This is a genomic window from Roseovarius carneus (assembly GCF_020141465.1).
GTDB lineage: Bacteria > Pseudomonadota > Alphaproteobacteria > Rhodobacterales > Rhodobacteraceae > Roseovarius > Roseovarius carneus.
Genome location: NZ_JAHSPD010000001.1, coordinates 1,216,919 through 1,240,165, shown reverse-complemented (window position 1 = coordinate 1,240,165; position 23,247 = coordinate 1,216,919). Strand labels below are relative to the sequence as shown.

The following is a 23,247-nucleotide window of genomic DNA, read 5'->3' as shown; positions in this document are numbered from 1 at the left end:
GCGCAGGATGTGTTCGATCAACATGCTGTGCGCGCAGCACTTGACGCCGTCGCAACAGAGGACTTGCGCGGGGAGGCTCTACGCATCCTCGGGGCCGCCCAAAAAAGCGGGCGTGATGCTATCGCCGCCGCACTGGCAACCCATCCGTTTGAGGCGCGAGCGGCCACGCGCGCCTATACATGGCTCACTGATTGTCTCGTGCTGAGCGTGCATGAACTGGCGACCAAGCGCCTGCACCCCCTGCCCACCCCAACCGAGGCGGAGAGGCTGACCCTCATGGCCGTCGGCGGCTATGGGCGCGGCGAAATGGCCCCGCAATCGGATGTCGATCTCTTGTTTCTCACGCCCTACAAGATCACCGGCTGGGCCGAGAGCGTGATCGAGACCATGCTCTACATGCTCTGGGATCTGCGCCTCAAAGTGGGTCATGCCAGCCGCACCATCGGCGATTGTGTGCGCCTTGCGGGTGAGGATTTCACGATCCGCACCGCGCTTTTGGAAAATCGTCACCTCACCGGCGACCCAAAACTGGCCGGGCAGTTGAATCACCGCCTCTGGAACGACCTGTTCAAAAACTCCGAGCGGGAGTTTATCGAGGCCAAGCTGGAGGAGCGTGACGCGCGCCATGAAAAGCAGGGCGGCCAGCGCTACATGGTTGAGCCCAACGTGAAAGAGGGCAAGGGGGGGCTGCGCGACCTGCAATCGCTCTTTTGGATCGCCAAATATATTTACCGGGTCACCAACACCGCTGAGCTTGTGCGGCTCAAGGTATTCACCTCTGACGAATTCGAGACCTTCACGCAGGCCGAGAATTTCCTGTGGGCCGTGCGTTGCCATCTTCATCTGGTCACCCGCCGCCCGACCGAGCAGCTGACCTTCGATCTGCAAGTCGAGGTGGCCGAGCGGATGGGCTATACCGACACAGCCGGGCGGCGGGGCGTCGAAGTGTTCATGCAGGATTATTTCCGCCACGCCACCGCCGTGGGCGATCTCACCCGCATCTTCCTGACCAAGCTTGAGGCAGATCACGTCAAGTCAGAGCCTTTGTTGCAGCGTCTTTTTCGTCGCCGCAAAAAGCTCAAGCCCGGCTATCTGGAGGTGCATGGCCGTCTCGCCATTGCCGATGATGCAGAGTTCCTCGCCGACCGGATGAACATCCTGCGCCTCTTTGAGGAGGCGCTGCGCACGGGGCTCTTCATTCATCCCGATGCGATGCGGCTGGTCACGGCCAATCTGGACCTGATCGATGACGATATGCGCGCCGATCCTGTGGCGCAAAAGCTCTTCTTGGGACTGTTGCTGAAACACGGCAACCCCGAGCGCGCGTTGCGCCGGATGAATGAGCTGGGCGTGCTCAGCACCTTCATCCCCGAGTTTGAGCCGATCGTGGCGATGATGCAATTCAACATGTATCACCACTACACCGTGGACGAGCATACGATCCAATGTATCCGCCACCTCGCCATGATCGAGCGCGAGGAGCTGATCGAGGAGCTGCCCGTCGTCTCGTCGATCCTTAAGGAAGGGATCAACCGCCGGGTGCTTTATGTGGCCCTTTTGCTCCATGATATCGGCAAGGGACGGGATGAGGATCATTCCATCCTTGGCGCGCAGATCACGCGCAAAGTGGCCCCGCGTCTGGGCCTCAAACCCAAGGAAGTGGACACCGCCGAATGGCTGGTGCGCTATCACCTTTTGATGTCCGATATGGCGCAAAAGCGCGATATCGCTGATCCGCGCACGGTGCGCGATTTTGCCAAGGCGGTGCAGACGCGCGAGCGGCTTGATATGCTCTGCGTCCTTACGGTCTGCGATATTCGCGGCGTGGGGCCGGGCACGTGGAATAACTGGAAAGCCTCGCTCATTCGCGCGCTTTACCGCCAGACGCGCCGCGCCATGGAGGGCGGTCTCGAAGACCTCAACCGCGAGCAACGCGGCTCGGACGCCAAACGCAACCTGCGCGCCGCACTTGAAGGGTGGGACGCGCGCGCCCTCAAGGCCGAGACGGCGCGGCATTATCCACCCTATTGGCAGGGATTGCACGTCACGGCACATGCGGTCTTTGCGCGGCTCCTGCGCGACATCAAGGAGGGTGATATCGCCATTGATCTGGATGTGGACGAGGACCGCGACGCGACCCGCGCCTGCTTTGTCATGGCCGATCATCCGGGCATTTTCTCACGCCTTGCCGGTGCCTTGGCGCTGGTCGGTGCCAATGTGGTCGACGCGCGGACCTATACGTCCAATGACGGTTTCGCCACCGCCGCTTTCTGGGTTCAGGACGCCGATGGGCACCCTTACGAGGCCGCGCGCCTGCCGCGCCTGCGCGCCTCCATCCACAAGACCCTCAAAGGCGAGATCAAAGCCTCCGACGCCATGCAATCGCGCGACAAGATCAAAAAGCGCGAGCGCGCCTTCCGGGTGCCGACCCACATCACCTTCGACAATGAAGGCTCTGAGATCTACACCATCATCGAGGTCGACACACGCGACCGCCCGGGCCTTCTTTATGATCTTACCCGCGCACTGGCTGAGGCGCATGTCTATATCGCAAGCGCCGTTATCGCGACATATGGCGAGCAGGTGGTCGATACGTTCTACGTCAAGGATATGTTCGGGCTGAAGTTCCATTCGGACGCGAAACAAAAAGGGCTGGAAAAGAAGCTGCGCCTTGCCATTTCCGAGGGCGCGCAAAGGGCCAGCACATGAGCCGCCTGATGCGCGGCGTGATGACCGTTGGCGTCTGGACGCTTCTGAGCCGGATCTTGGGATTTCTGCGCGATGTGCTGATTGCGGGCTTTGTGGGGCCGGGGCCGTTGATGGACGCGTTCGTCGCGGCCTTCCGCCTGCCCAATCTCTTTCGCCGCTTCTTTGCCGAAGGGGCGTTCAACGCGGCCTTCGTGCCGATGTTCTCCAAACGGCTTGAGGGTGGAGATGATCCCGATGGGTTCGCAAGCCAAGCGATGAGTGGGCTGGCCCTTGTGCTGATGCTGCTCACCGGGCTGTCGATGGTGTTCATGCCCGCGCTGGTCTGGGCCACGGCGGGCGGATTTGCGCAGGATGCGCGGTTCGATCTGACCGTGGGGTTTGGCCGGATCGTCTTTCCCTACATTCTTTTCATCTCGCTGGCGGCGCTCCTCTCGGGCGTCTTGAACTCCACGGGCCGGTTCATGGCGGCCGCCGCAGCCCCCGTATTGCTGAACGTCATGCTCTGTGCAGCGATGATCGGCGCGGTCATCATAGGCGGCGCGGTGATCGAGGCGCTGGTCTGGACCATCCCTTTCGCAGGGGTCGCACAGCTGGCCCTTGTTTGGGTGGCGGCAAAGCGCGCGGGGCAGAATGTGCGGCTGGTGCGGCCCCGCTGGACGCCGGATATGGCCCAACTGGTGCGCATCGCCGTACCTGCGGCCCTGGCAGGCGGGGTCATGCAGATCAATCTTCTGGTGGGGCAGCAGGTGGCGTCGAATTTCGACAATGCGGTGAGCTGGCTTTATGCCGCTGACCGGCTTTACCAATTGCCTCTGGGCGTGGTGGGGATTGCCGTGGGGATTGTGCTGCTGCCGGATCTGTCACGGCGTCTGAAAACCAGCGATGGGGCGGGCGGACGCGAGGCGCTGAGCCGCGCGGGCGAGCTTTCCTTAGCGCTCACCATCCCTTCGTCTGTGGCGCTGATGGTCGTGCCCTTCCCGCTGGTCTCGGTCCTTTTTGAGCGCGGCGCATTCGGCCCGGATGATACGGCGGCCACGGCGCTGGCAGTGGGCATCTACGGCCTCGGCCTGCCTGCGTTTGTGCTGCAAAAAGTGCTCCAGCCCATCTATTTCGCGCGTGAGGACACGAAACGCCCGTTCCATTATGCGGTCGTCGCAATGGTCGTGAATGCCGCCCTCGCCATCGGCCTCGCACCCGTGATCGGCTGGATCGCGGCGGCGATTGCCACGACGCTCGCGGGCTGGGCGATGGTCTGGCTTTTGGCGCGCGGCACGCGGCAATTTGGCGAGGTGGCGCGGTTCGACGCGCGGTTCCGCAGCAGGGTCTGGCGGATCTGCGTGGCGGCGGCGATCATGGGCGCGGTACTTTGGATGTCGCTTCTGGTCATTGGGCCGTTCTTCGGCGTGCCCGGCTGGCGGTGGCTAACGCTTTTGGTGCTGATCACCGTGGGAGCGGCCACATACTTCATCGCCGGGCGGCTTCTGGGTGCGTTCCGCATGAACGAGCTGCGCGGCATGTTCAGACGCGGGTAGACGCCGCGGCGCGCCTCACCGCTGGCGAATGCGGTCCAGAAACGCGGACCAGCCGCCGGGGCTGACGAAAAACGACAGAGCAAATCCGGTGGCAAACCCTGTGAGGTCAGCGACCCATTTCATGCCCCCACCAAAGAGCAGGCTGAAGAGAAGCTGAGCGCCCATCAAAAACCCGATGAGCATAAAGGCCCGCGCCTGATTGGCCCCCGCGCGCCCCAGATTGAGCCACAAAAGAAACGTGAACGCCCCAATCAGCCCATAGGAGCCCGGAAATGCGCCGTAAAGCCACGGATCTGGCCCTGCCACCCCCGTATAGATCAGCGCACCGGCGATGGCGGAGGCAAAGAACACCGCCAGCACGGCCCAGCCGCGATAGACCTCGCCCACGAACTTGCCCAACGCCAAAAGGATCGCGCCCGAAAACACCGCCTCGGTCGCAGAGCCATGCACGAAAGGATAGGTCACAATTCGCATGAGATGCTCGGCCGGATAGACCGAGGCACGAAACATCTGTCCCATCAGATCGGTGTTATAGGCATAATCCTGAAGCGCCGCACTGCGCCAGCCCACCGCCTGCGCGCCACCAATCAGCCCCGCCTCGCCTGCGAAGAAGATAAGCTCGGGGATCAACACCGCAAAGAAAAGCAGCACCACAACGGGCGGGAGCGGGTTGATCGGGCTTTGGTTTGTGGGGGCGTCCATGCGCGTCTCCTTGACGGGGCTTTGGCGCATGGGTAAGCGAGGCGGAACCAGAAATCCAGACAGGAGACGCGGCCATGACGGCACCGATTGACACGCGGCCCCATACACCTCGCGTATTTTCCGGCATTCAGCCCTCGGGCGGGCTGACGCTGGGCAATTACCTCGGTGCGATCAAACGCTTTGTCGCGATGCAGGAGAGCGGCACGCCAAGCCTCTATTGCATGGTCGATCTGCATGCGATCACTGTCTGGCAGGACCCTGCAAGCCTCTCGCGCGCCACGCGCGAGCTTTGTGCGGGCTTCATCGCCTCGGGGCTTGATCCGGAAAAGTCCATTCTCTTCAATCAAAGCCAGGTGGCAGAACATGCGCAGCTTGGCTGGGTGCTGAGCTGTGTGGCGCGCATGGGCTGGATGAAGCGGATGACGCAGTTCAAGGACAAGGCGGGCAAGAATGCCGAAAACGCCTCGCTGGGTCTCTTTGGCTATCCCGCGCTCATGGCCGCCGATATCTTGATCTACCACGCGACCCATGTACCCGTGGGCGAGGATCAAAAACAGCATCTGGAGCTGACGCGCGACATCGCGGCGAAGTTCAACCACGACTACGGCGTAGATTTCTTCCCCATCACCGAGCCTGTGATCGAAGGGGCCGCCACACGTGTGATGAGCCTGCGCGACGGATCGAAGAAAATGTCCAAATCTGATCCCTCGGATATGAGCCGGATCAACATGACCGATGATGCCGACACGATCGCCAAGAAAATTCGCAAGGCCAAGACAGACGCAGAGCCGCTGCCCTCCGAGCTGGACGGTCTTGAGGGCCGCCCCGAGGCACGCAATCTGGTGAACATCTACGCAGGCCTCGCCGATGTGAGCGCCGAAGACGTGATGCGCGAGATGGGCGGGCGGGCGTTTTCCGAGTTCAAACCGGCGCTGGCCGATCTGGCTGTGGACAAGATGGCACCCATTTCGGGCGAGATGAGCCGCCTGATGCAGGACACGGGCGAGATCGACGCGATCCTTGCGCGCGGCGCGGCGGATGCACGGGCCATCGCGGCCCCGATCCTCAAGCGGACCTATGAGATCGTGGGCATGGTCGGCAGCTAGGTCCTTAGGTTGGACGCATCGGGATGAGGATCAGGCTGCGGCGATTTTGCCCGGTAAAGGCGGCCCAGGCGGCATCCTCGCAATTATAGCTGACCGTGTAGAGCGCGAACTGCCCGTTGGGGCCACGCACGGGCGCGCAAAAGCCCGCGAACCTCATGAGAGATGCGCGGGCTATCGCTTTCGTGCCGCCAGAAATAGATTTTATTATCTCGCATCCAGCACATCTTCGACGGTCCGAAGGCCTGTCTTGGGGGCCTGAACAAGCACGGCCATGTTGCCCGGTTTGTGCTCATTGTGCAGCATTTTCATATGCGCCTGCGGCAGGTCCGCCCAAGTGAACACCTCGGACATGCACGGATCGATCCGCCGCTCCAGCATCAGCTTGTTCGCCGCTGCCGCCTGTTTCAGATGCGCAAAGTGCGAGCCCTGAAGCCGCTTCTGGTGGCTCCACATATGGCGCACATCGAAGGTGCAGTTGTAGCCCGACGTACCCGCGCAGATCACGACCATGCCACCGCGCTTCACCACGAATGTGGAGACCGGGAATGTGGCCTCGCCGGGATGCTCGAACACCATGTCGACATTCACGCCTTTGCCCGTGGTCTCCCAGATCGCCTTGCCAAAACGGCGCGCCTCTTTGAACCATTCGACATATTCATCGGTGTTCACCGTCGGCATTTGACCCCAGCAGGAAAAATCCTTGCGGTTGATCACGCCCTTCGCGCCCAGTTCCATCACGAAGTCGCGTTTATCTTCGTCCGAGATCACGCCAATCGCGTTGGCGCCTGCGGTGTTGATCAGCTGAATCGCGAACGAGCCAATGCCGCCCGACGCGCCCCAGACCAGCACGTTCTGGCCGGGTTTGAGGTCATGTGGCTCGTGGCCAAAAAGCATCCGGTAAGCGGTGGCCAGCGTCAGCGTGTAGCACGCGCTCTCTTCCCATGTGAGGTGCTTGGGGCGCGGCATGAGCTGCTGCGATTGCACGGCGGTGAACTGCCCGAAGGACCCGCCGGGCGTCTCATACCCCCAGATCCGTTGGCTGGGGGAGAACATCGGATCGCCGCCATTGCACTCCTCATCGTCGCCATCGTCTTGGTTGCAATGGATAACGACCTCGTCGCCCACTTTCCACCGCTTCACCTTGTCGCCCACAGCCCAGACCACGCCCGCCGCGTCCGATCCGACGACCGCATAAGGCGCCTTGTGGACATCAAACACCGAGCCGGGCTGCCCGAGGCACGCCCAGACACCGTTGTAATTCACGCCCGCCGCCATCACGAGAACCAACACATCGTGGCTGTCGAGCGTGGGCGTGTCGATCACCTCAAGCTCCATCGCCTTGTCGGGGTCGCCGTGCCGCTCGCGGCGGATCACCCATGCGTGCATCTTGGGCGGCACAAAGCCCAGCGGGGGCATCTCGCCGATGTCATAAAGCTCCTTTTCCGGGGCGTCGTAGGGCGCAATGCCGTTTTCCGTATCCAGAGCCATGAGCGGCCTCCCTTGAGATATGATTGGCCGCGCTGCTGACTCGCGGAGTGGCCGAGTGGATAGGCCGACTTGCGCAATAATGCAATGCCAAAAGCCTACATTTTGTAACTTTATGACCCAGCGGTTGCAGAAATTTCCTTTGCGGGTGCAGCATCACTGGGGTAAAAATGCGCGATAGAATTGGCGTAGAATTGCAAAAGCAACGTCTCGCCCGGATTGGCCCGCCATCCGCCCTCACCTTGCGTGATCAGCCCCCGGCGCGACAGCTGCCGTTGCGCGCGGACTACGGCCCCCGGAAGCGCCTCATCGTCGACCATCGGCACATCGCCCGAGGCGGCCTGTCCCATCATGCGCACCGCCTCGATCAGGTCCGCCTCGGGAATCGGTGCGTCCGCCCGCAGCATCACACGCGCCAGAAGCGGCACAAAGAGAAGCGGCATCGCGGCATCAATCCGCGTCATCAGATCCGTGCCCAGCGCCTCCAGATCCGGCTCCGGGCCATAGCTGCTCAGCGCCACAGGCTCCGCAAACACCACCGCCGCCAGCCCGAACCGTTCAAATTTACCCCGCAACCTGAACCACATCATCCGCGCGATGAACCCCGCAATCACCGACATGCGCGCCCGAAACCGCCGATCCCCGCGCCGCCCTGCCTCACTCAGCACGCGGTCCTCCAGCACCCGGTCATAATTGATCGCCACAGGCACAAAGACCACGTCACGCGCGCCGGGTTTCCAGCCATTCACCACATAAGACAACAGGCCCAGCTTTGGCGGCTTGGTCAGCCCATCAACGCTGAGCCCCCCCTCGGGGAAGATCGCCTGCGTCACCCCGCCCGCTGTGGCCATCTGCACATAGCGCCCCAAAACGGCCCGGTAGAGTCCCCCGCGCGAGCGGCGGCGGATAAAATAAGCACCCATCGACTTGATCAGACGACTGAGCGGCCAGACCCGTGCCCATTCCCCCACCGCATAGCTGAGCGCGGAGGCTTGCGATGCCAGCGTGGTGACCAGCACGTAGTCCATATTGCTGCGATGGTTCATGATGAAAACCACCGTCGCATCGGGGGCAATATCGTCCAGAACAGCCATGTTCATACTGCCCCGCCGTACCGTGTAAAGCGTCCCGGCCAGCCAATTGGCAAGACGGATACCAAAGCTGAAATAGGCAAATGCCGAGAAGCTCGGGACGATCTCGCGGGCATAGCGGCGTGCCTTCTCAAACGCCACATCCTCACGCACATTATGTTTGCGCGCATAATCCACGATGGCCTCGGTTACGTCCGGGTCATAGAGAAGGCGCTGGATCATGTCCTGCCGCCGGGCCAGCTTGAAAGGCTCGATGGGCCGGGTGAGTTTTTTGTTGAGCTGCGCCACCGCCCGTTCCAGCCGCCGCCGAAAGAACCAGCGCACGGACGGAAAGAGGAAATGCGACGCGAACGTCACCCCAGCAAAGGCCAGAAGGAGCAAGAGCGCCCAAAGCGGCATCTGCACCGTCGATGTCATGCGCGCTCCTTGTCTTGTTGCCCCGTTCCCTGATTACAGCAAGAGACACAAGCGCGCCACAGAAGTTCGGCCAAGCGCGCGCTCTTGCCGGCGGGATTGACCAACCGTCCCTGCCGGGCGATCATGCCGCGTTGCAGCGAATTGACAAAGGTATAAAATTCCCGATATGTCCGCAGCAACGCACGATTATTGCGCAATCGATTCCGGAGGCCCTGCCATGACCGAGACGACCACGCCAGCAAGCGACAGCCCTGCCAAGGATCGCCCATGGCTGATCCGCACCTATGCGGGCCACTCCACAGCGTCGGCCTCCAACGCGCTCTACCGCTCGAATCTGGCAAAGGGTCAGACGGGCCTCAGCGTGGCCTTCGATCTGCCAACGCAAACGGGCTATGACAGCGATCATATCCTCAGCAAGGGCGAGGTCGGCAAGGTTGGCGTGCCCGTCTGCCATCTGGGCGATATGCGGCAGTTGTTTCAGGATATCCCGCTGGAGAAGATGAACACGTCCATGACGATCAATGCGACGGCCCCATGGCTTTTGTCGCTCTATATCGCGGTGGCCGAGGAGCAAGGCGCGGATGTGCGCGCCCTGCAAGGCACGGTGCAGAACGATCTGATCAAGGAATATCTCAGCCGGGGGACTTATATCTGCCCGCCCAAACCCTCGCTCAAAATGATAGGGGACGTGGCCGAGTATTGCTATACCAATGTGCCTAAATGGAACCCGATGAACGTGTGTTCCTACCATTTGCAAGAGGCAGGCGCGACACCGCAGCAGGAGCTTGCCTTTGCACTTGCCACCGCCACCGCCGTTCTGGACGAGTTGAAACCCCGCGTGCCCGCCGAGGATTTCCCGGCACTCGCGGGCCGCATCTCTTTCTTCGTGAACGCAGGCATCCGGTTCGTGACCGAGATGTGCAAAATGCGCGCCTTTGTGGACCTCTGGGACGAAATCTTGCTGGAGCGCTACGGCGTCGAGGACCCCAAATTCCGCCGTTTCCGCTACGGCGTGCAGGTGAACAGCCTCGGCCTGACCGAGCAGCAGCCCGAGAACAACGTCTACCGCATCCTCATTGAAATGCTCGCCGTGACGTTGAGCAAAAACGCCCGCGCGCGCGCCGTGCAATTGCCAGCGTGGAACGAAGCCCTTGGCCTGCCGCGCCCCTGGGATCAGCAATGGTCGATGCGGATGCAGCAGATCCTCGCCTATGAGACGGACCTGCTGGAATTCGATGACCTCTTTGATGGCAACCCTGCGGTCGAGGCGAAGGTCGAGGCCCTGAAAGACGGCGCGCGCGCCGAGCTGAATACGCTCGACAGTATGGACGGCGCGATCGGTGCGATTGATTACATGAAGGCCCGTTTGGTTGATAGCAACGCAGAGCGGCTGGGCCGGATCGAGCGTAACGAGACCATCGTCGTTGGCGTGAACAAATGGCAAAGTGGCGAGCCGTCGCCGCTCCAAACCGAGGATGGCGGCATCATGACCGTCGATCCGGCGGTCGAGGCCGAGCAAATCGACCGCCTCAACGCATGGCGCGAGGCGCGTGACGCGGCCGCTGTGAAAATCGCCCTCGCCGATCTGCGTGCTGCGGCATCCGAGGGGCGCAATATCATGCCCGCTTCCATCAATGCCGCCCGCGTGGGTGTCACCACCGGCGAATGGGCCGCTCAGATGCGCGCCGTGCACGGCGAATACCGCGGCCCCACAGGTGTGTCGGCCAGCCCATCAAACATGACCGAAGGCTTGGATGATATCCGCGAGGCCGTGAGCGCGGTCAGCGACCGTCTTGGCCGCCGCCTCAAGTTCCTGATGGGCAAGCCGGGCCTTGACGGCCACTCCAACGGGGCCGAACAGATCGCCTTCCGCGCCCGCGATTGCGGGATGGATATGCGCTATGAGGGTATCCGCCTGACACCTGAGGAAATCGTGAAGGCCGCGCTGGAGGATGAGGCGCATGTTGTTGGCCTCTCGATCCTGTCGGGAAGCCATATTCCTCTGGTCGAGGAGTTGATGGAGCGGATGCGCAGTGCGGGTCTCGGAGACACGCCCGTGATCGTGGGTGGCATTATCCCCGATGACGACGCCGCCCGCCTCACGGCGATGGGCATCGCGCGGGTCTACACACCCAAGGATTTTGAGCTGAACACGATCATGATGGATATCGTCACGCTGGCCGATCCTAAACCCGTCGCCGCCGAATAGCCTCGTAGTGTACCCCCGGAGCACGCCCCCATGACCCAAACCACGATCCGCCCCATCGCCCCATCGGATGAGGGCGCATGGCGCGCGCTCTGGAAAGCCTATCTGGAATATTACGAGACGAGCGTGCCTGAGGAGGTCTATCAGACCACGTTCAAACGTCTGCTCAGCCCGGATCACGCACACCAGAACGCCTTGATCGCCGAGCAAAACGGCACGCCAGTAGGCCTCGTTCACTATATCTACCATGCCCATAACTGGCGGCTTGAGGATGTGTGCTACCTGCAAGATCTCTACGCCGATCCTTCGGTGCGTGGCACGGGTGTGGGCCGCGCCCTGATCAAGGCGGTCTACAAGGCCGCCGATGCAGACGGTTGCCCGTCGGTCTATTGGATGACGCAGGATTTCAACCACACCGCACGGCAGCTTTACGACCGTATCGGCACGCTCACACCGTTCATCAAATATTCGCGCTGAGCAGCGTTTTACCCGGCAAACCTATTGCGCGGCCTCCCGGTCCAGCAATTCCTGATAGGTGTAGCTTTGCCAGATGTACCCTTCCGAGCCGGGCACGTAAGCCACGTCCACAGGCACACACGCGCCCCGCGCGCAAAGCTGCACGACCTCCATCGCTTCGGTATCCACAAACCAGAAGCGCCCACCGGGGGTGGCGACATAACCGTCGATCCCCTCATCCTCATCGGCTTCGATATCAATCACCGTGGGCACCTCTGACCACGCGCCGGTGTCATAGGCCGCATGGGTATGCCACGAGGCCACGACTTCCAGATCATCGGGCCAGAGGGGGGAGCATTCATCCACCAGACCCCGCACCACCTCCGAACTGCGGATAACGCCCGCAGCATCCAGCCCAAGATAGCCGCAAAATTCGAGATTTTGTGCAAAGGATGTGATCTGCGCCGCGCTCAGGACCGCGCGCGCGACATCCACCTCGTCATATCCCTGCGCGGCTCTCACCTCTGCACGCAGCACCGCCATCTCCTCCGCGCCCTCAAGGGCAACCGCAATCGTCCACAAACCGCCCGCCAGCAATGCCAGCGTGCCAAAGGACAAGACAGATTTTTTCATAGCGAAGCCCTGTGCACAAACACGGCCTTGACCCTGCGACACATATACATCCGGTGCAAGCAAAGCCGGGCCTTGACCCTTTGGTTTCAAATCAGCACTTTTCTCGCGCGCGATACGGATTAAAACAAAGCCATGCCTTACGAATGGACCTCCTCCCCCACATCCGCCACGCCTGCCCGGCTTGATCTTTGGCCACATCGCTCGCTGCCCAAGCGGGGGTTTGCGGGTTTCATGATGGTGACATGTATTTTCCTGACCTTCCCGCTCATTCCGCTTTTGGGTACTGTGGTTCTGTGGGGGCTCTTGCCCTTTCTGATCGCGGCAGTTGCGGGAATGTGGTGGGCGCTCTCGCACAGCTATGACACCGGGCGCATGCATGAGGCGCTGATCATCGACAGCGATGCCGTGCATCTGACGCGCACCAACCCCAAGGGTGAGGTGCTGGAGTGGGGTTGCAACAGCTATTGGGCACAGGTCGATATGCATCCCACCGGCGGGCCGGTCGCGCATTATCTGACCCTCAAGGGCAGCGGACGTGTGGTCGAAATCGGCGCGTTTTTGTCCGAGGACGAGCGCAAAGTGCTCTATTCGGAGATTTCCGGCGCGCTACGCGTCGCGCGCAGCGTCGAACAATAGGCGGGTCCACTCAGCTCAGGAGCAGAGCTTGTCCTTGACCTTCGGCCCAACCGTGCCGAAATCCATCTGACCAGTATAGCGCGCCTTCAGAGCACCCATCACGGTGCCCATATCGCGGATGGAACTTGCTTCCGTCTCGGCAATGGCCGCATCAATCGCGGCCTCCACTTCATCATCGCCAAGTTGGCGGGGCAAGAATTCCTCGATGATCACAACCTCGCCGCGCTCGCGCTCAGCCAGATCAATTCGCCCGCCCTCTTCATAGGCGCGCACTGATTCCTGCCGCTGCTTGGTCATCTTGCCAAGGATCGCCAGCACGTCGTCATCGCTGACGCTGACCTCACCCCCCTTGCCGCGCGCCGCAATCTCCTGATCCTTGATCGCCGCATTGATCAGACGCAACGTCGCCAGACGCGCCGTGTCTTTGTCTCTCATCGCCTGCTTCAAGGCGGTGTCGATCCGTTCACGCATACTCATCTGGTTCAAACCCTCTGTTCGCGCCGCCAGCCTTTGGGGGACGCCTTCATCGTTTCGCCCCTTTATATAAGCTGCGCCCGCAAGACAACCAGACCCGCCCCTTGACCGCCCCCCAGCCCGGACCTAGTGTCGCGCAGATTTTGCCCCTGCCTGCCAGCCCCCGGAGCGCACCCCATGTCCCAAGCCCCCCAAACCCGCCCCACCGCCTGCCTAGCTCTTGCAGATGGCACCGTTTTTTACGGACGCGGCTTTGGCGCCACGGGCGAGACGGTGGCCGAGCTTTGTTTCAACACCGCCATGACAGGCTATCAGGAGATCATGACCGACCCGTCTTATGCGGGACAGATCGTGACCTTCACCTTCCCACATGTGGGCAACACGGGCGTGACCCCCGAAGATGACGAAACTGCCGAGCCAGTGGCGAGCGGTATGGTCGTGAAATGGGACCCGACAGACGCAAGCAACTGGCGCAGCACAGAAGAGCTGACCGATTGGCTGGCGCGGCGCGGGCGTATCGCCATCGGAGGCATTGACACCCGCCGCCTCACCCGCGCCATCCGCCAGCAGGGCGCGCCCCATGCAGCACTTGCGCATGACCCGGAGGGCAATTTCGACACCGCCGCTCTGGTGGCCAAGGCCCGCGGCTTTGTGGGTCTTGAGGGGCTTGATCTGGCCAAGGATGTCACCTGCGCGCAGTCCTATCGCTGGGACGAGATGCGCTGGGCCTGGCCCGAGGGCTATACGCGGCAGGAAAACCCGCAGCACAAGGTTGTGGCGATTGATTACGGCGCGAAACGCAACATCCTGCGGTGTCTTGCCTCGGCGGGCTGCGATGTGACCGTGCTGCCCGCCACCGCCACCACGGAAGAGGTTCTAGCCCACAATCCCGACGGTGTGTTTCTCTCCAATGGCCCCGGTGATCCCGCAGCCACCGGGACCTATGCGGTGCCGATGATCCAAGGTGTTCTGGCCAAGGATATCCCGCTTTTCGGGATTTGCCTCGGGCATCAGATGCTGGCGCTTGCGCTGGGCGCGCGCACGATCAAGATGAACCACGGCCATCATGGCGCAAACCATCCCGTCAAGGATATGGAAACCGGCAAGGTGGAAATCACCTCGATGAATCATGGCTTTGCCGTTGACAGCCAGACCCTGCCCGAGAATGTGATGGAGACGCATGTATCGCTCTTTGATGGGTCCAATTGTGGGATCCGCGTAAAGGATCGCCCGGTTTTTTCGGTGCAGCATCATCCCGAGGCCAGCCCCGGCCCACAAGACAGCTTTTACCTCTTTGAGCGTTTTGCAGCCTCCATGCGCGGCTAAGCTTGCGACATTATTGGCCTGTTAACTGCCTGTTAAGGTTATCTTTACGCTCCATTAATCATAATGAACCAAGTTCGCTTCTGGACAGGGCGAATGGAAGGGCATTTCAATGGGCATCTCCGAGTTACGGCAGCCGGGCGGAACCTCGCGTGCACGCGCAGTTCCGCTGACCGGCTTGGCCCGCGATCTGGTGGAATCGGGCGTCATCTCCCGCGCCGACGCGGACCTTGCTAAAATCGTTCAGAAACATTGCGATGCGCCACTGGATCGGGTGCTGGTTTCCGAAGGGCTGACCGATGAGGCCACGATCCTCAACGCGCGGGCGGCGCGCGCCGGAACGGCGGCTCTGGATGCGGCCGGGCTCGCGCATTACGGCACGCGTTTGGAGGGAATCGACCCCGCGCAATTGGTTAAGCATGCGCTCTTGCCGCTGCACGATGATGAGGGCACGCTCCACATCGCCACCCATAACCCCGAGACCCTGCGCCGCGCCGCGCGCGATCTGCCGCGCGGCATCACGGACTTGCCCATGATGCTCGCGCCACGCCGCGATATTCAGCACAGCGTGGCAAATCTCAACCGCGCCGCCCTGACCGCGGCGGCAAAAGCCCGCGTCCCCGAGGCCGAAAGCTGCCGCACATGGCGCGAGACACCCTATGCACGGCTCACGGTCACACTTGTGTGCCTCACGGCACTGGCCCTGCTAACGGTGCTTTTCCCCACAGCAGTTTTCGGCATCTTCGTCGGCTGGGCCACGCTCACACTCCTTGTCTCGGCAGGCCTCAAAACAGCCGCTCTGATGGCCCGCATCATGGCCGGCCCAGCAGAGGCCAATGTCCAGCCCGTCTCCGTCGACCAAAAGCTGCCAAAGGTTTCGGTGCTGGTCCCGCTTTTTCAAGAGACGGAGATCGCCCATGCCCTCATCACCCGCCTTGCACGGCTTAGCTATCCCAAATGCCTGCTCGATGTGGTCCTCGTGCTTGAAGAAAATGACGCAATGACCCAGAAAACGCTGGCAGAAATCGACCTGCCCCCATGGATGCGGGCCGTGATCGTGCCCGATGGCAAGCCACGCACGAAACCGCGCGCGATGAACTATGCGCTCGATTTCTGCGAGGGCGACATCATCGGCATTTTCGATGCGGAAGACGCACCCGATCCGGATCAGATCACGCAGGTGGCGCGCCGCTTTCAGGCCGCACCGCCCGATGTTGTCTGCCTGCAAGGGATCCTCGATTACTATAACCCGCGGCAAAACTGGCTCGCGCGCTGCTTTTCCATCGAATATGCTACATGGTTCCGCATCATGCTGCCCGGCCTCGCACGGCTGGGCTTTGCGATCCCTCTGGGGGGCACCACACTCTATTTTCGCCGCGAAGTGCTTGAAACCCTTGGCGGGTGGGACGCGCATAACGTGACCGAAGACGCCGATCTGGGCTTTCGCCTCGCGCGGCATGGCTACAGGACCGAAGTGATCGGGACCGTCACCGGCGAGGAGGCGGCATGCAAACCTTGGCCATGGATCAAACAGCGCTCTCGCTGGCTCAAGGGCTATATGACCACCTATCTCGTGCATATGCGTCAGCCACGCTTGCTATACCGGCAGCTTGGCGCGTGGAAATTCTGGGGGTTTCAGGCGCATTTCGTGGCGGCGCTCTCGCAATTCATGCTGGCGCCGTTTCTGTGGTCCTTCTGGCTGGTGCTCTTTGGCCTGCCGCACCCGCTTGATCCCATAATGCCGCGCGATGTGCTCTTGGCGTTTGGGCGGCTTTTTCTCGCGGTGGAGGTGCTCAATATCGGCATTCACCTCATGGCTGTCTCGGGCCGGTTTCACCGTCACCTCATGCCATGGGTGCCGACAACGCATCTCTACACGCCGCTTGGCACGATTGCGGCCTACAAAGCCCTTTATGAGCTGATCTTCGCGCCGTTTTTCTGGGACAAGACAAGCCACGGGCACTCTCTCGCCCATGTTGGAAAATCGGCCCTAAAGGGTGGATTCGACCTCGCCCGAGTCCAGCTTGAGGCGCGTCACAAACGCTTTTGAGATATGCGCCTTGAGGGCTGCATGCGCACCCGCGCAATCGCTTGTTTCAATGGCGCTCACGATCGCATCATGCTCGGCGATCGCCATTTCGTCGCGTCCTACGGCGGCGAGTGATGTGGTCGCCATCAGCGCCATGGAGCGATGCACCAGATCGAGCTGCTGCACCAGAAAGCGGTTATGCGACGAGAGATGTATCTGCTTGTGAAAGCGCCGGTTCGCGCGCGCCATCTTGTCCGGATGGCCCATCAGCTTGCGGTCATCCTCCACCATATCGCGCAGCACCGCCACTTCTTCGGGGGTCGCGTGGCGTGCAGCGAGGCTTGCCGCCAGCCCTTCAAGCTCGGCCCGCACAACGTAAAGCTCGGCCAGCTGGTTGTGATCCAGCGAGGCCACGATCAGGCTCCGCCCGTCGCGCGCCAAGAGCGATTGCGTCTCCAGCCGTTGCAGCGCCTCGCGAATGGGGGTGCGCGACACGCCAAAACGCTCGGCCAGATCGCTCTCTACAAGGCGATCACCGGGTTTGAACACACCTATGTCAATCGCTTCGAGGATCAAAATATAGGCGTCTTTCTGGACGGGTTTCATCAGGCTTTCCTTACACATCGGAGAGACAAACTTAGCGCCGGACAAGTCGCAAAGTAAAGATGGCACGTCATGGCATCCCTTTCTAGATTGACGCGCCCCGCCCCGCTCCTACCTTGGCCCCCATGACAGCGCATGATTTCTCTCACGGGTTTTCGCAGATCCGCACCTGGGTCTTTGACCTCGACAACACGCTTTACCCGCCACATATGCGCCTCTTCGATCAAATCGAGCAGCGGATGACAGCATTTGTGGTGGACGCGCTCGGGGTGAGCCACGCGGAGGCCGATTATCTACGGGGGCATTACTGGCGCACCCATGGCACCACGTTGGCGGGGTTGATGCGCGAGCATGACCTTGATCCCGGCCCCTATCTGCATGCCGTGCATGACATTGATTTCAGCGTGCTCACCCCCGATCCCACATTGCGCGCCCGAATCGAGGCGCTGCCGGGGCGGCGGATCATCTACACCAACGGCACCGCCCCCTATGCGCAGCGCGTGGTCGAGGCGCGCGGTCTGGGTGGGCTTTTTGACGCAGTTTATGGCGTGGAGCACGCGGGCTACGCGCCAAAACCCGAACGCGCGGCATTTGAGACAGTTTTCCAGACCGATGGTCTTGATCCAAAAACCGCCGCAATGTTCGAAGATGAGCCTCGAAACTTGAAGATTCCGCACGAAATGGGCCTGAAAACCGTGCATGTGGCCCCCGGCGCCGCCCCTGCGGCGCATATTCATCATCACACGGATGATCTGGCTGCGTTCCTTGCGCACCTGACCTGAGGCTGCATGCGTCAATTCGCACCTGCGCAGAGCGCGCGGGGGCCACTATCTCAGGTTCAGCGAACAGAAACAGAAGGAAATCCAGAATGTCCCTTGCTGACACCACTCATGTACCCGCCTCCCGCAGCCGCCCTGCGGTGAGCACAACAACACGCGATCTGATGATCCTCTTCACGGTGCTGATGTTCATCGCCGCATGGGGCCTCAGCGTGTTCACATTCGGCATTCCGGGCCTCTACATCCCCGCACTGGCCATGGTTCCGGTGATCTGGACCTGCCTGATCCTCATCACTTGGGGCTGACACCCGAGACTGGCCTAACGAGGCGTGCGCGGGTAGTCTACGCGCGCAGATGAGGCAGATGAGACGGAGGGCGCGATGACAGATGTAGATATCCTCATTTCGGGCGGCGGCGTGGCCGGGCTGACTGCGGCATCCGTGTTCGGCACCGCCGGTTTTTCGGTGCTCTGCGTCGATCCTGCACCGCCCATCACCGCGCGCGACACCGAAGGCGCCGATCTGCGCACAACCGCCTTCCTGCAACCGGCGCAAAAGCTGTTGGAGGAGGTCGGTCTCTGGGACCGGCTCAAGGATCACGCCACTCCTCTGGAGGTGATGCGCATCGTCGATGCAGGCGGCGCTGAGCCCGAGCCACGCATCACCAAGGAATTCAAATCTGCAGAGCTGTCGAATCTGCCCTTTGGGTGGAACCTGCCCAACTGGCTCTTGCGGCGCGAGATGGTGGCGCATCTCGACACGCTGCCAAATGTGGAGTTTTGTCCCGGCACCGGCACCGCGTCGCTGCTGACCCGCACGGCGGAGGCTCGCGTTGGCCTCAGCGACGGCACCCGCGTGCGCGCACGTTTGGTCATCGCCGCCGATGGACGCGCCTCCCCCATCCGCATTGCCGCCGGGATTGATGCGACGACCACGCGCTATGGCCAAAAGGCGCTGGCCTTTGCCGTGACGCACCCGATCCCACACGCCAACGTCTCCACCGAAATCCACCGGAGCGGCGGGCCGTTCACGCTGGTCCCGCTCCCCGATCACGAGGGCATGCCGTCCTCTGGTGTGGTGTGGATGGAGCGCGGCCCCGAGGCCACCCGCCTCGCAGCGCTGGACACCGACGCGTTCGAGGCCGAGATGAGCGCCCGCAGTTGCCACCTCTTCGGCCCGCTCACGCTGGCGTCACGCCGCACGGTCTGGCCCATCATCAGCCAAATGGCCGAGCGGCTCTGGTCCGAGCGCGTGGCTCTGGTGGCGGAAGCCGCACATGTGGTGCCCCCCATCGGCGCGCAGGGCCTGAACATGAGCCTTGGCGACATGCGCGCGCTTCGCGATCTGGCCCTGGCCGCCCCCGATGATCTGGGCAGTCGCGATATGCTGCAGAAATATCACCGTGCGCGTCACACAGAGGTGCGCGCGCGCGTGGCCGGGATCGACCTGCTGAACCGGGCCTCGATGATGCACGCGCAGCCCCTGCGCGATGCACGCGCAATGGGGCTCAACGCGCTCTACGCGCTGCCGCCCGTGCGCAAGACCCTGATGCAAATGGGCCTCGGCGCGCGGGGCTGAGCCACGTTCCTCGTGCCCTAAAGCACCTTATCCAAAATCGCTTTCAATCGCCCAAGCGCAGCATCCACATCATAGAGCTTATCAAGCCCGAAAAGCCCCAGCCGGAATGTCCGGAACCCTTCAGGCTCATTGCATTGCAGTGGCACACCCGCCGCGATCTGCATGCCTTCGGCGGCAAATTTCTTGCCATTCTGCACGTCAGGATCGTCGGTATAGCTCACCACAACCCCCGGCGCGCCAAAGCCATCAGCGGCGACTGACTGAACACCCTTCTCGGCCAGCATCGCCCGCACGCCATTGCCCAACGCCCATTGCGCTTCACAGAGCCGGTCAAACCCGTATTCCTTGGTCTCCAGCATCACATCCCGAAACACGCGCAGCGCATCCGTGGGCATCGTCGCATGATAGGCATGGCCGCCATTCTCGTAGGTCTGCATGATGGAATGCCACTTCTTGAGATCAATGGCGAAGCTGTTGGATGTGGTGCTCTCCAACCGCTCTACCGCGCGCGCGGACATCATCACAAGCCCGCAAGAGGGCGACGCAGACCAGCCTTTTTGCGGGGCGGAGATCAGCACATCCACGCCCGTCGCCTTCATATCGACCCAGGCACAGCCCGACGCGATGCAATCCAGCACCAAAAGCGCGTCCACCTCATGCGCGGCATCGGCCAACCCCTTGATATAGTCATCAGGCAAGATCACCCCCGCCGAGGTTTCCACATGCGGCGCAAAGACCACGTCAGGCCTGGCCTCACGGATTTTGGACGTCACCTCCTCAATCGGCATGGGCGCAAAGGGTGCGGTCACCCCGTTGCCGGTCTGGCGCGCCATGCACACGGTCGTGTCCGCAGCAAACCCGCCCGCGTCAAAAATCTGGCTCCAGCGGAAGGAAAACCAGCCGTTGCGCACGATCAAGACATTCGCCTCGGTGCCAAATTGCCGAGCGACCGCCTCCATCCCATAAGAGCCGCCACCGGGGATCAACGCCACCGCATCGGCGTTATAAACCTCTTTCAGCATGCCTGAGATGTCATTCATCACCTGTTGGAAGCTCGCCGACATATGGTTCAGCGACCGGTCGGTAAACACCACGGAATATTCCAAAAGCCCATCGGGATCGACTGTATCAAGTAGCGCGTTCATATTGTTTCTCCTCGCGTTTCACCGCCAGAGCTAGCGCCCCCGCGCCCCTTTGGCAAAGCATATCAGCCAATCGGGCCTGGTCGCCGTTCCTCACTCAGCAAAACATTGGCCTCCACATCCCCCACCCCCGGCAGAGTCATGATCCGCCGCCTGAGCACCCGCTCAAAATCCGAGATATCCCGCGCCACCACCCGCAGGCGGTAATCATAAAGCCCAAGGATATGCTCCACCGTCTGCACCTCCGGGATTGCCGTCACCGCGCGCTCAAAATCCTCAAGGCTAACACGCCCCTTGGTGGCAAGCTTGACCCCCAAAAACACGGCGACACCAAATCCCAGCCGCTCACGGTCCAGATCCAGACGTTGCCCTGCAATAACGCCCGTCTCACGCAGCCGCTTGATACGCCGCCACGTTGCGGGCTGCGACAGGCCAAGCGTGCGCCCCAAAGCGCTCGCACTTTGCGTGGCATCCTCGGACAAGGCCCGCAAAATCCGCCGGTCCACGGAATCAAGCTCGATCATAGCGGCAGTGCCTCATCCGATTTGATCCGCGCCACATGCATCAGCGCCTCGATATCGGCGATATGCGGCAAGCCAAGGATGCTCTCACGGTAAATCTGCTGATAATGCGCCATGTCGCGCGCAATTACCGACAGCCGCGTGTCCACCCGTCCCAAGAAGCTCTGGATCTCCAAAACCTCCGGTATCTTGCGCGCCGCTTCGGCGAACTCCTCAAAGGCGCGCGGCTGCGCCTTGTCCAGCGTCACGCGCAGGCTGACCTCCACGGCATAGCCCAGCTTGCGCCAATCAATGACCGCGCGGTTGCCGCGCATGATCCCCGCCGATGCCATCCGTTCAAGCCGCCGCGCGCAGGTCGCTGGCGTGACTCCCACCCGCTCAGCCAATTCCGCAGGCCCCAAGGACGCGTTATATTGGTAGAGCCGCAAAAGCCGCCGATCCACATCATCAAGCATGATTTCACCGCCATATCTTCTTCTTAGTTATAAATACTCAAATATATCGACATATACACTCGATATTGCGCCCAAAATTGGCTCTATCTGGCTAAATTACACTCATACACAAACCCCGGAGGGAAAACCATGCGCGTTTATTATGACCGTGATTGCGACATCAACCTGATCAAAGACATGAAAGTGGCTATTCTCGGCTACGGCTCCCAAGGCCACGCCCACGCGCTCAACCTGCGCGATTCGGGCGCCAAAAACCTCGTCGTCGCTCTGCGCGATGGCTCAGCCAGCGCCAAAAAGGCCGAAGGCGAAGGCCTCAAGGTCATGGGCATCGCCGAGGCCGCCGCTTGGGCTGATCTGATCATGTTCACCATGCCCGATGAACTTCAGGCTGAGACCTATAAGAAATATGTCCACGACAATATCCGCGCAGGTGCGGCTATCGCATTTGCCCACGGCTTGAACGTCCATTTCGGTCTGATTGAGCCGAAAGAAGGCGTCGATGTCATCATGATGGCCCCCAAAGGCCCCGGCCACACCGTGCGCGGCGAATACCAAAAGGGCGGCGGCGTGCCCTGCCTTGTGGCGGTCGACAAAGATGCCTCGGGCAAGGCTCTGGAAATCGGCCTCAGCTATTGCTCGGCCATCGGCGGCGGGCGCTCGGGTATCATCGAGACCAACTTCCGCGAAGAGTGTGAAACAGACCTCTTCGGCGAGCAGGCCGTGCTTTGCGGCGGCCTTGTTGAGCTGATCCGCATGGGCTTTGAGACGCTTGTCGAAGCGGGTTATGCGCCGGAGATGGCGTATTTCGAGTGCTTGCACGAGGTGAAGCTGATCGTGGATCTGATCTATGAGGGCGGCATCGCCAACATGAACTACTCCATCTCGAACACAGCCGAGTATGGTGAGTATGTCTCCGGCCCGCGCATCCTGCCTTATGAGGAGACCAAGGCGAAGATGAAGGCGGTTCTCACCGACATCCAGAACGGCAAATTCGTCCGGGACTTCATGCTGGAAAATGCCGTGGGTCAGCCCTCGTTCAAGGCCACGCGCCGCATCAACGACGCGCACCAGATCGAAGAGACGGGCGAGAAGCTCCGTGCCATGATGCCGTGGATTTCCGCAGGCAAGATGGTCGACAAAGCCAAGAACTAAGCGACAAAAAGGCCCGGCTGCATCCCTGCGGCCGGGCCTAATTTCTATTTCACATCCGCGGGTTTGCCGCGGCTGTCTTTATCGGGCGCCAGCGTGGATTTCGGCGCATCGCCGGTCTCCATCCGCTTTTCGGTGGCACGTTTGCTCCAGATCGCAAAACCGATCACCAACAAGAAGGTGACACCGGCCAGAATGAAGAGTAGGGGCATTTCCATGACA

23 protein-coding genes are annotated in these 23,247 nt (G+C 61.4%); 12 read left to right on the top strand and 11 right to left on the bottom strand.

The features are described from left to right. Nucleotides 1-9 precede the first annotated feature (9 nt). Together KUD11_RS06135 and murJ are read left to right on the top strand one after the other, a co-directional pair. Entirely contained in the window at nucleotides 10-2,709 is a 2,700-nt protein-coding gene (locus KUD11_RS06135) for a [protein-PII] uridylyltransferase (RefSeq protein ID WP_318010142.1), read from the top strand. Then, nucleotides 2,706-4,241, top strand: coding sequence for a murein biosynthesis integral membrane protein MurJ (gene murJ, locus KUD11_RS06130; protein WP_224380159.1), 1,536 nt, complete (start codon nucleotides 2,706-2,708; stop codon nucleotides 4,239-4,241). Before KUD11_RS06135 ends, murJ begins: the two co-directional genes overlap by 4 nt. Before the next feature lie 15 nt (nucleotides 4,242-4,256). Here the strand turns inward: murJ and KUD11_RS06125 are convergent, their stop codons facing one another. Continuing rightward, nucleotides 4,257-4,943, bottom strand: a complete 687-nt coding sequence (locus KUD11_RS06125) for a rhomboid family intramembrane serine protease (RefSeq protein WP_109388153.1) — start codon at nucleotides 4,941-4,943, stop codon at nucleotides 4,257-4,259. Between the two features lie 74 nt (nucleotides 4,944-5,017). On the opposite strand from KUD11_RS06125, the gene trpS reads away from it, so the two are divergent. After that, entirely contained in the window at nucleotides 5,018-6,049 is a 1,032-nt protein-coding gene (gene trpS / locus KUD11_RS06120; protein ID WP_109385681.1) for a tryptophan--tRNA ligase, read from the top strand. A 4-nt stretch (nucleotides 6,050-6,053) separates the two neighbouring features. Here the strand turns inward: trpS and KUD11_RS06115 are convergent, their stop codons facing one another. The 3 genes from KUD11_RS06115 to KUD11_RS06105 form a co-directional block, all read right to left on the bottom strand. Then, entirely contained in the window at nucleotides 6,054-6,206 is a 153-nt protein-coding gene (locus tag KUD11_RS06115; RefSeq protein WP_181375298.1) for a hypothetical protein, read from the bottom strand. Between the two features lie 47 nt (nucleotides 6,207-6,253). Further along, nucleotides 6,254-7,537 carry a crotonyl-CoA carboxylase/reductase gene (gene ccrA, locus KUD11_RS06110; protein WP_109385683.1) on the bottom strand — a complete coding sequence of 428 codons (1,284 nt, stop codon included), beginning with the start codon at nucleotides 7,535-7,537 and terminating at the stop codon, nucleotides 6,254-6,256. A 110-nt stretch (nucleotides 7,538-7,647) separates the two neighbouring features. Beyond that, nucleotides 7,648-9,042, bottom strand: coding sequence for a 1-acyl-sn-glycerol-3-phosphate acyltransferase (locus KUD11_RS06105; protein WP_109385685.1), 1,395 nt, complete (start codon nucleotides 9,040-9,042; stop codon nucleotides 7,648-7,650). Between the two features lie 217 nt (nucleotides 9,043-9,259). On the opposite strand from KUD11_RS06105, the gene KUD11_RS06100 reads away from it, so the two are divergent. After that, complete coding sequence (locus tag KUD11_RS06100) at nucleotides 9,260-11,251, top strand: protein meaA (RefSeq protein ID WP_109388155.1); 1,992 nt, start codon at nucleotides 9,260-9,262, stop codon at nucleotides 11,249-11,251. Between the two features lie 30 nt (nucleotides 11,252-11,281). Then, a complete protein-coding gene (locus KUD11_RS06095; protein ID WP_109385687.1) occupies nucleotides 11,282-11,725 on the top strand; it encodes a GNAT family N-acetyltransferase in 444 nt (147 codons plus the stop codon). Nucleotides 11,726-11,746: 21 nt separating this feature from the next. Here the strand turns inward: KUD11_RS06095 and KUD11_RS06090 are convergent, their stop codons facing one another. After that, nucleotides 11,747-12,337 (bottom strand): DUF4329 domain-containing protein, encoded by a 591-nt coding sequence (locus tag KUD11_RS06090; RefSeq protein WP_181375299.1) that lies wholly within the window; start codon nucleotides 12,335-12,337, stop codon nucleotides 11,747-11,749. A 132-nt stretch (nucleotides 12,338-12,469) separates the two neighbouring features. On the opposite strand from KUD11_RS06090, the gene KUD11_RS06085 reads away from it, so the two are divergent. Further along, on the top strand, nucleotides 12,470-12,973 hold the full coding sequence (locus tag KUD11_RS06085; protein WP_109388157.1) for a DUF2244 domain-containing protein: 504 nt from the start codon (nucleotides 12,470-12,472) through the stop codon (nucleotides 12,971-12,973). A gap of 15 nt (nucleotides 12,974-12,988) precedes the next feature. Here the strand turns inward: KUD11_RS06085 and KUD11_RS06080 are convergent, their stop codons facing one another. Further along, entirely contained in the window at nucleotides 12,989-13,450 is a 462-nt protein-coding gene (locus KUD11_RS06080) for a GatB/YqeY domain-containing protein (RefSeq protein ID WP_109385691.1), read from the bottom strand. A gap of 174 nt (nucleotides 13,451-13,624) precedes the next feature. On the opposite strand from KUD11_RS06080, the gene carA reads away from it, so the two are divergent. Next, nucleotides 13,625-14,773: a glutamine-hydrolyzing carbamoyl-phosphate synthase small subunit gene (gene carA, locus KUD11_RS06075; protein WP_109385693.1), complete on the top strand. Its 1,149-nt coding sequence runs from the start codon at nucleotides 13,625-13,627 to the stop codon at nucleotides 14,771-14,773. A 109-nt stretch (nucleotides 14,774-14,882) separates the two neighbouring features. After that, nucleotides 14,883-16,820, top strand: coding sequence for a glycosyltransferase (locus KUD11_RS06070; protein WP_109385695.1), 1,938 nt, complete (start codon nucleotides 14,883-14,885; stop codon nucleotides 16,818-16,820). Here the strand turns inward: KUD11_RS06070 and KUD11_RS06065 are convergent. Then, nucleotides 16,761-17,405: a GntR family transcriptional regulator gene (locus KUD11_RS06065; protein WP_109388159.1), complete on the bottom strand. Its 645-nt coding sequence runs from the start codon at nucleotides 17,403-17,405 to the stop codon at nucleotides 16,761-16,763. The two genes, KUD11_RS06070 and KUD11_RS06065, sit on opposite strands and share 60 nt — an antisense overlap. 122 nt (nucleotides 17,406-17,527) lie before the next feature. Between KUD11_RS06065 and KUD11_RS06060 the strand changes: the two genes are divergently transcribed. The 3 genes from KUD11_RS06060 (at nucleotide 17,528) to KUD11_RS06050 (ending at nucleotide 19,758) form a co-directional block, all read left to right on the top strand. Next, on the top strand, nucleotides 17,528-18,184 hold the full coding sequence (locus KUD11_RS06060; RefSeq protein ID WP_109385697.1) for a pyrimidine 5'-nucleotidase: 657 nt from the start codon (nucleotides 17,528-17,530) through the stop codon (nucleotides 18,182-18,184). An 86-nt stretch (nucleotides 18,185-18,270) separates the two neighbouring features. After that, nucleotides 18,271-18,486, top strand: a complete 216-nt coding sequence (locus KUD11_RS06055) for a hypothetical protein (protein ID WP_109385699.1) — start codon at nucleotides 18,271-18,273, stop codon at nucleotides 18,484-18,486. 75 nt (nucleotides 18,487-18,561) lie between these two features. Further along, complete coding sequence (locus KUD11_RS06050; RefSeq protein ID WP_109385701.1) at nucleotides 18,562-19,758, top strand: UbiH/UbiF family hydroxylase; 1,197 nt, start codon at nucleotides 18,562-18,564, stop codon at nucleotides 19,756-19,758. A gap of 17 nt (nucleotides 19,759-19,775) precedes the next feature. Here the strand turns inward: KUD11_RS06050 and KUD11_RS06045 are convergent, their stop codons facing one another. The 3 genes from KUD11_RS06045 to KUD11_RS06035 all read right to left on the bottom strand — a co-directional run bounded on the left by KUD11_RS06045 (nucleotide 19,776) and on the right by KUD11_RS06035 (nucleotide 21,876). Further along, entirely contained in the window at nucleotides 19,776-20,903 is a 1,128-nt protein-coding gene (locus KUD11_RS06045; RefSeq protein ID WP_109385703.1) for an aminotransferase class V-fold PLP-dependent enzyme, read from the bottom strand. 62 nt (nucleotides 20,904-20,965) lie between these two features. Further along, on the bottom strand, nucleotides 20,966-21,424 hold the full coding sequence (locus KUD11_RS06040) for an Lrp/AsnC family transcriptional regulator (protein ID WP_109385705.1): 459 nt from the start codon (nucleotides 21,422-21,424) through the stop codon (nucleotides 20,966-20,968). Further along, nucleotides 21,421-21,876, bottom strand: coding sequence for an Lrp/AsnC family transcriptional regulator (locus KUD11_RS06035; protein WP_109385707.1), 456 nt, complete (start codon nucleotides 21,874-21,876; stop codon nucleotides 21,421-21,423). The genes KUD11_RS06040 and KUD11_RS06035 overlap by 4 nt, the downstream gene beginning before the upstream one ends. Before the next feature lie 129 nt (nucleotides 21,877-22,005). Between KUD11_RS06035 and ilvC the strand changes: the two genes are divergently transcribed. Then, entirely contained in the window at nucleotides 22,006-23,028 is a 1,023-nt protein-coding gene (gene ilvC, locus KUD11_RS06030) for a ketol-acid reductoisomerase (RefSeq protein WP_109385709.1), read from the top strand. A gap of 44 nt (nucleotides 23,029-23,072) precedes the next feature. Here the strand turns inward: ilvC and KUD11_RS06025 are convergent, their stop codons facing one another. Next, a complete protein-coding gene (locus KUD11_RS06025) occupies nucleotides 23,073-23,243 on the bottom strand; it encodes a hypothetical protein (protein WP_181375300.1) in 171 nt (56 codons plus the stop codon). Nucleotides 23,244-23,247: the final 4 nt, after the last annotated feature.

Coding starts and splice junctions, on each gene's coding strand:
- murJ (WP_224380159.1), top strand. CDS start 2,706: ATGAGCCGCCTGATGCGCGGCGTGATGACCGTTGGCGTCTGGACGCTT.
- KUD11_RS06125 (WP_109388153.1), bottom strand. CDS start 4,943: ATGGACGCCCCCACAAACCAAAGCCCGATCAACCCGCTCCCGCCCGTT.
- trpS (WP_109385681.1), top strand. CDS start 5,018: ATGACGGCACCGATTGACACGCGGCCCCATACACCTCGCGTATTTTCC.
- KUD11_RS06115 (WP_181375298.1), bottom strand. CDS start 6,206: ATGAGGTTCGCGGGCTTTTGCGCGCCCGTGCGTGGCCCCAACGGGCAG.
- ccrA (WP_109385683.1), bottom strand. CDS start 7,537: ATGGCTCTGGATACGGAAAACGGCATTGCGCCCTACGACGCCCCGGAA.
- KUD11_RS06105 (WP_109385685.1), bottom strand. CDS start 9,042: ATGACATCGACGGTGCAGATGCCGCTTTGGGCGCTCTTGCTCCTTCTG.
- KUD11_RS06100 (WP_109388155.1), top strand. CDS start 9,260: ATGACCGAGACGACCACGCCAGCAAGCGACAGCCCTGCCAAGGATCGC.
- KUD11_RS06095 (WP_109385687.1), top strand. CDS start 11,282: ATGACCCAAACCACGATCCGCCCCATCGCCCCATCGGATGAGGGCGCA.
- KUD11_RS06090 (WP_181375299.1), bottom strand. CDS start 12,337: ATGAAAAAATCTGTCTTGTCCTTTGGCACGCTGGCATTGCTGGCGGGC.
- KUD11_RS06085 (WP_109388157.1), top strand. CDS start 12,470: ATGCCTTACGAATGGACCTCCTCCCCCACATCCGCCACGCCTGCCCGG.
- KUD11_RS06080 (WP_109385691.1), bottom strand. CDS start 13,450: ATGAGTATGCGTGAACGGATCGACACCGCCTTGAAGCAGGCGATGAGA.
- carA (WP_109385693.1), top strand. CDS start 13,625: ATGTCCCAAGCCCCCCAAACCCGCCCCACCGCCTGCCTAGCTCTTGCA.
- KUD11_RS06070 (WP_109385695.1), top strand. CDS start 14,883: ATGGGCATCTCCGAGTTACGGCAGCCGGGCGGAACCTCGCGTGCACGC.
- KUD11_RS06065 (WP_109388159.1), bottom strand. CDS start 17,405: ATGAAACCCGTCCAGAAAGACGCCTATATTTTGATCCTCGAAGCGATT.
- KUD11_RS06060 (WP_109385697.1), top strand. CDS start 17,528: ATGACAGCGCATGATTTCTCTCACGGGTTTTCGCAGATCCGCACCTGG.
- KUD11_RS06055 (WP_109385699.1), top strand. CDS start 18,271: ATGTCCCTTGCTGACACCACTCATGTACCCGCCTCCCGCAGCCGCCCT.
- KUD11_RS06050 (WP_109385701.1), top strand. CDS start 18,562: ATGACAGATGTAGATATCCTCATTTCGGGCGGCGGCGTGGCCGGGCTG.
- KUD11_RS06045 (WP_109385703.1), bottom strand. CDS start 20,903: ATGAACGCGCTACTTGATACAGTCGATCCCGATGGGCTTTTGGAATAT.
- KUD11_RS06040 (WP_109385705.1), bottom strand. CDS start 21,424: ATGATCGAGCTTGATTCCGTGGACCGGCGGATTTTGCGGGCCTTGTCC.
- KUD11_RS06035 (WP_109385707.1), bottom strand. CDS start 21,876: ATGCTTGATGATGTGGATCGGCGGCTTTTGCGGCTCTACCAATATAAC.
- ilvC (WP_109385709.1), top strand. CDS start 22,006: ATGCGCGTTTATTATGACCGTGATTGCGACATCAACCTGATCAAAGAC.
- KUD11_RS06025 (WP_181375300.1), bottom strand. CDS start 23,243: ATGGAAATGCCCCTACTCTTCATTCTGGCCGGTGTCACCTTCTTGTTG.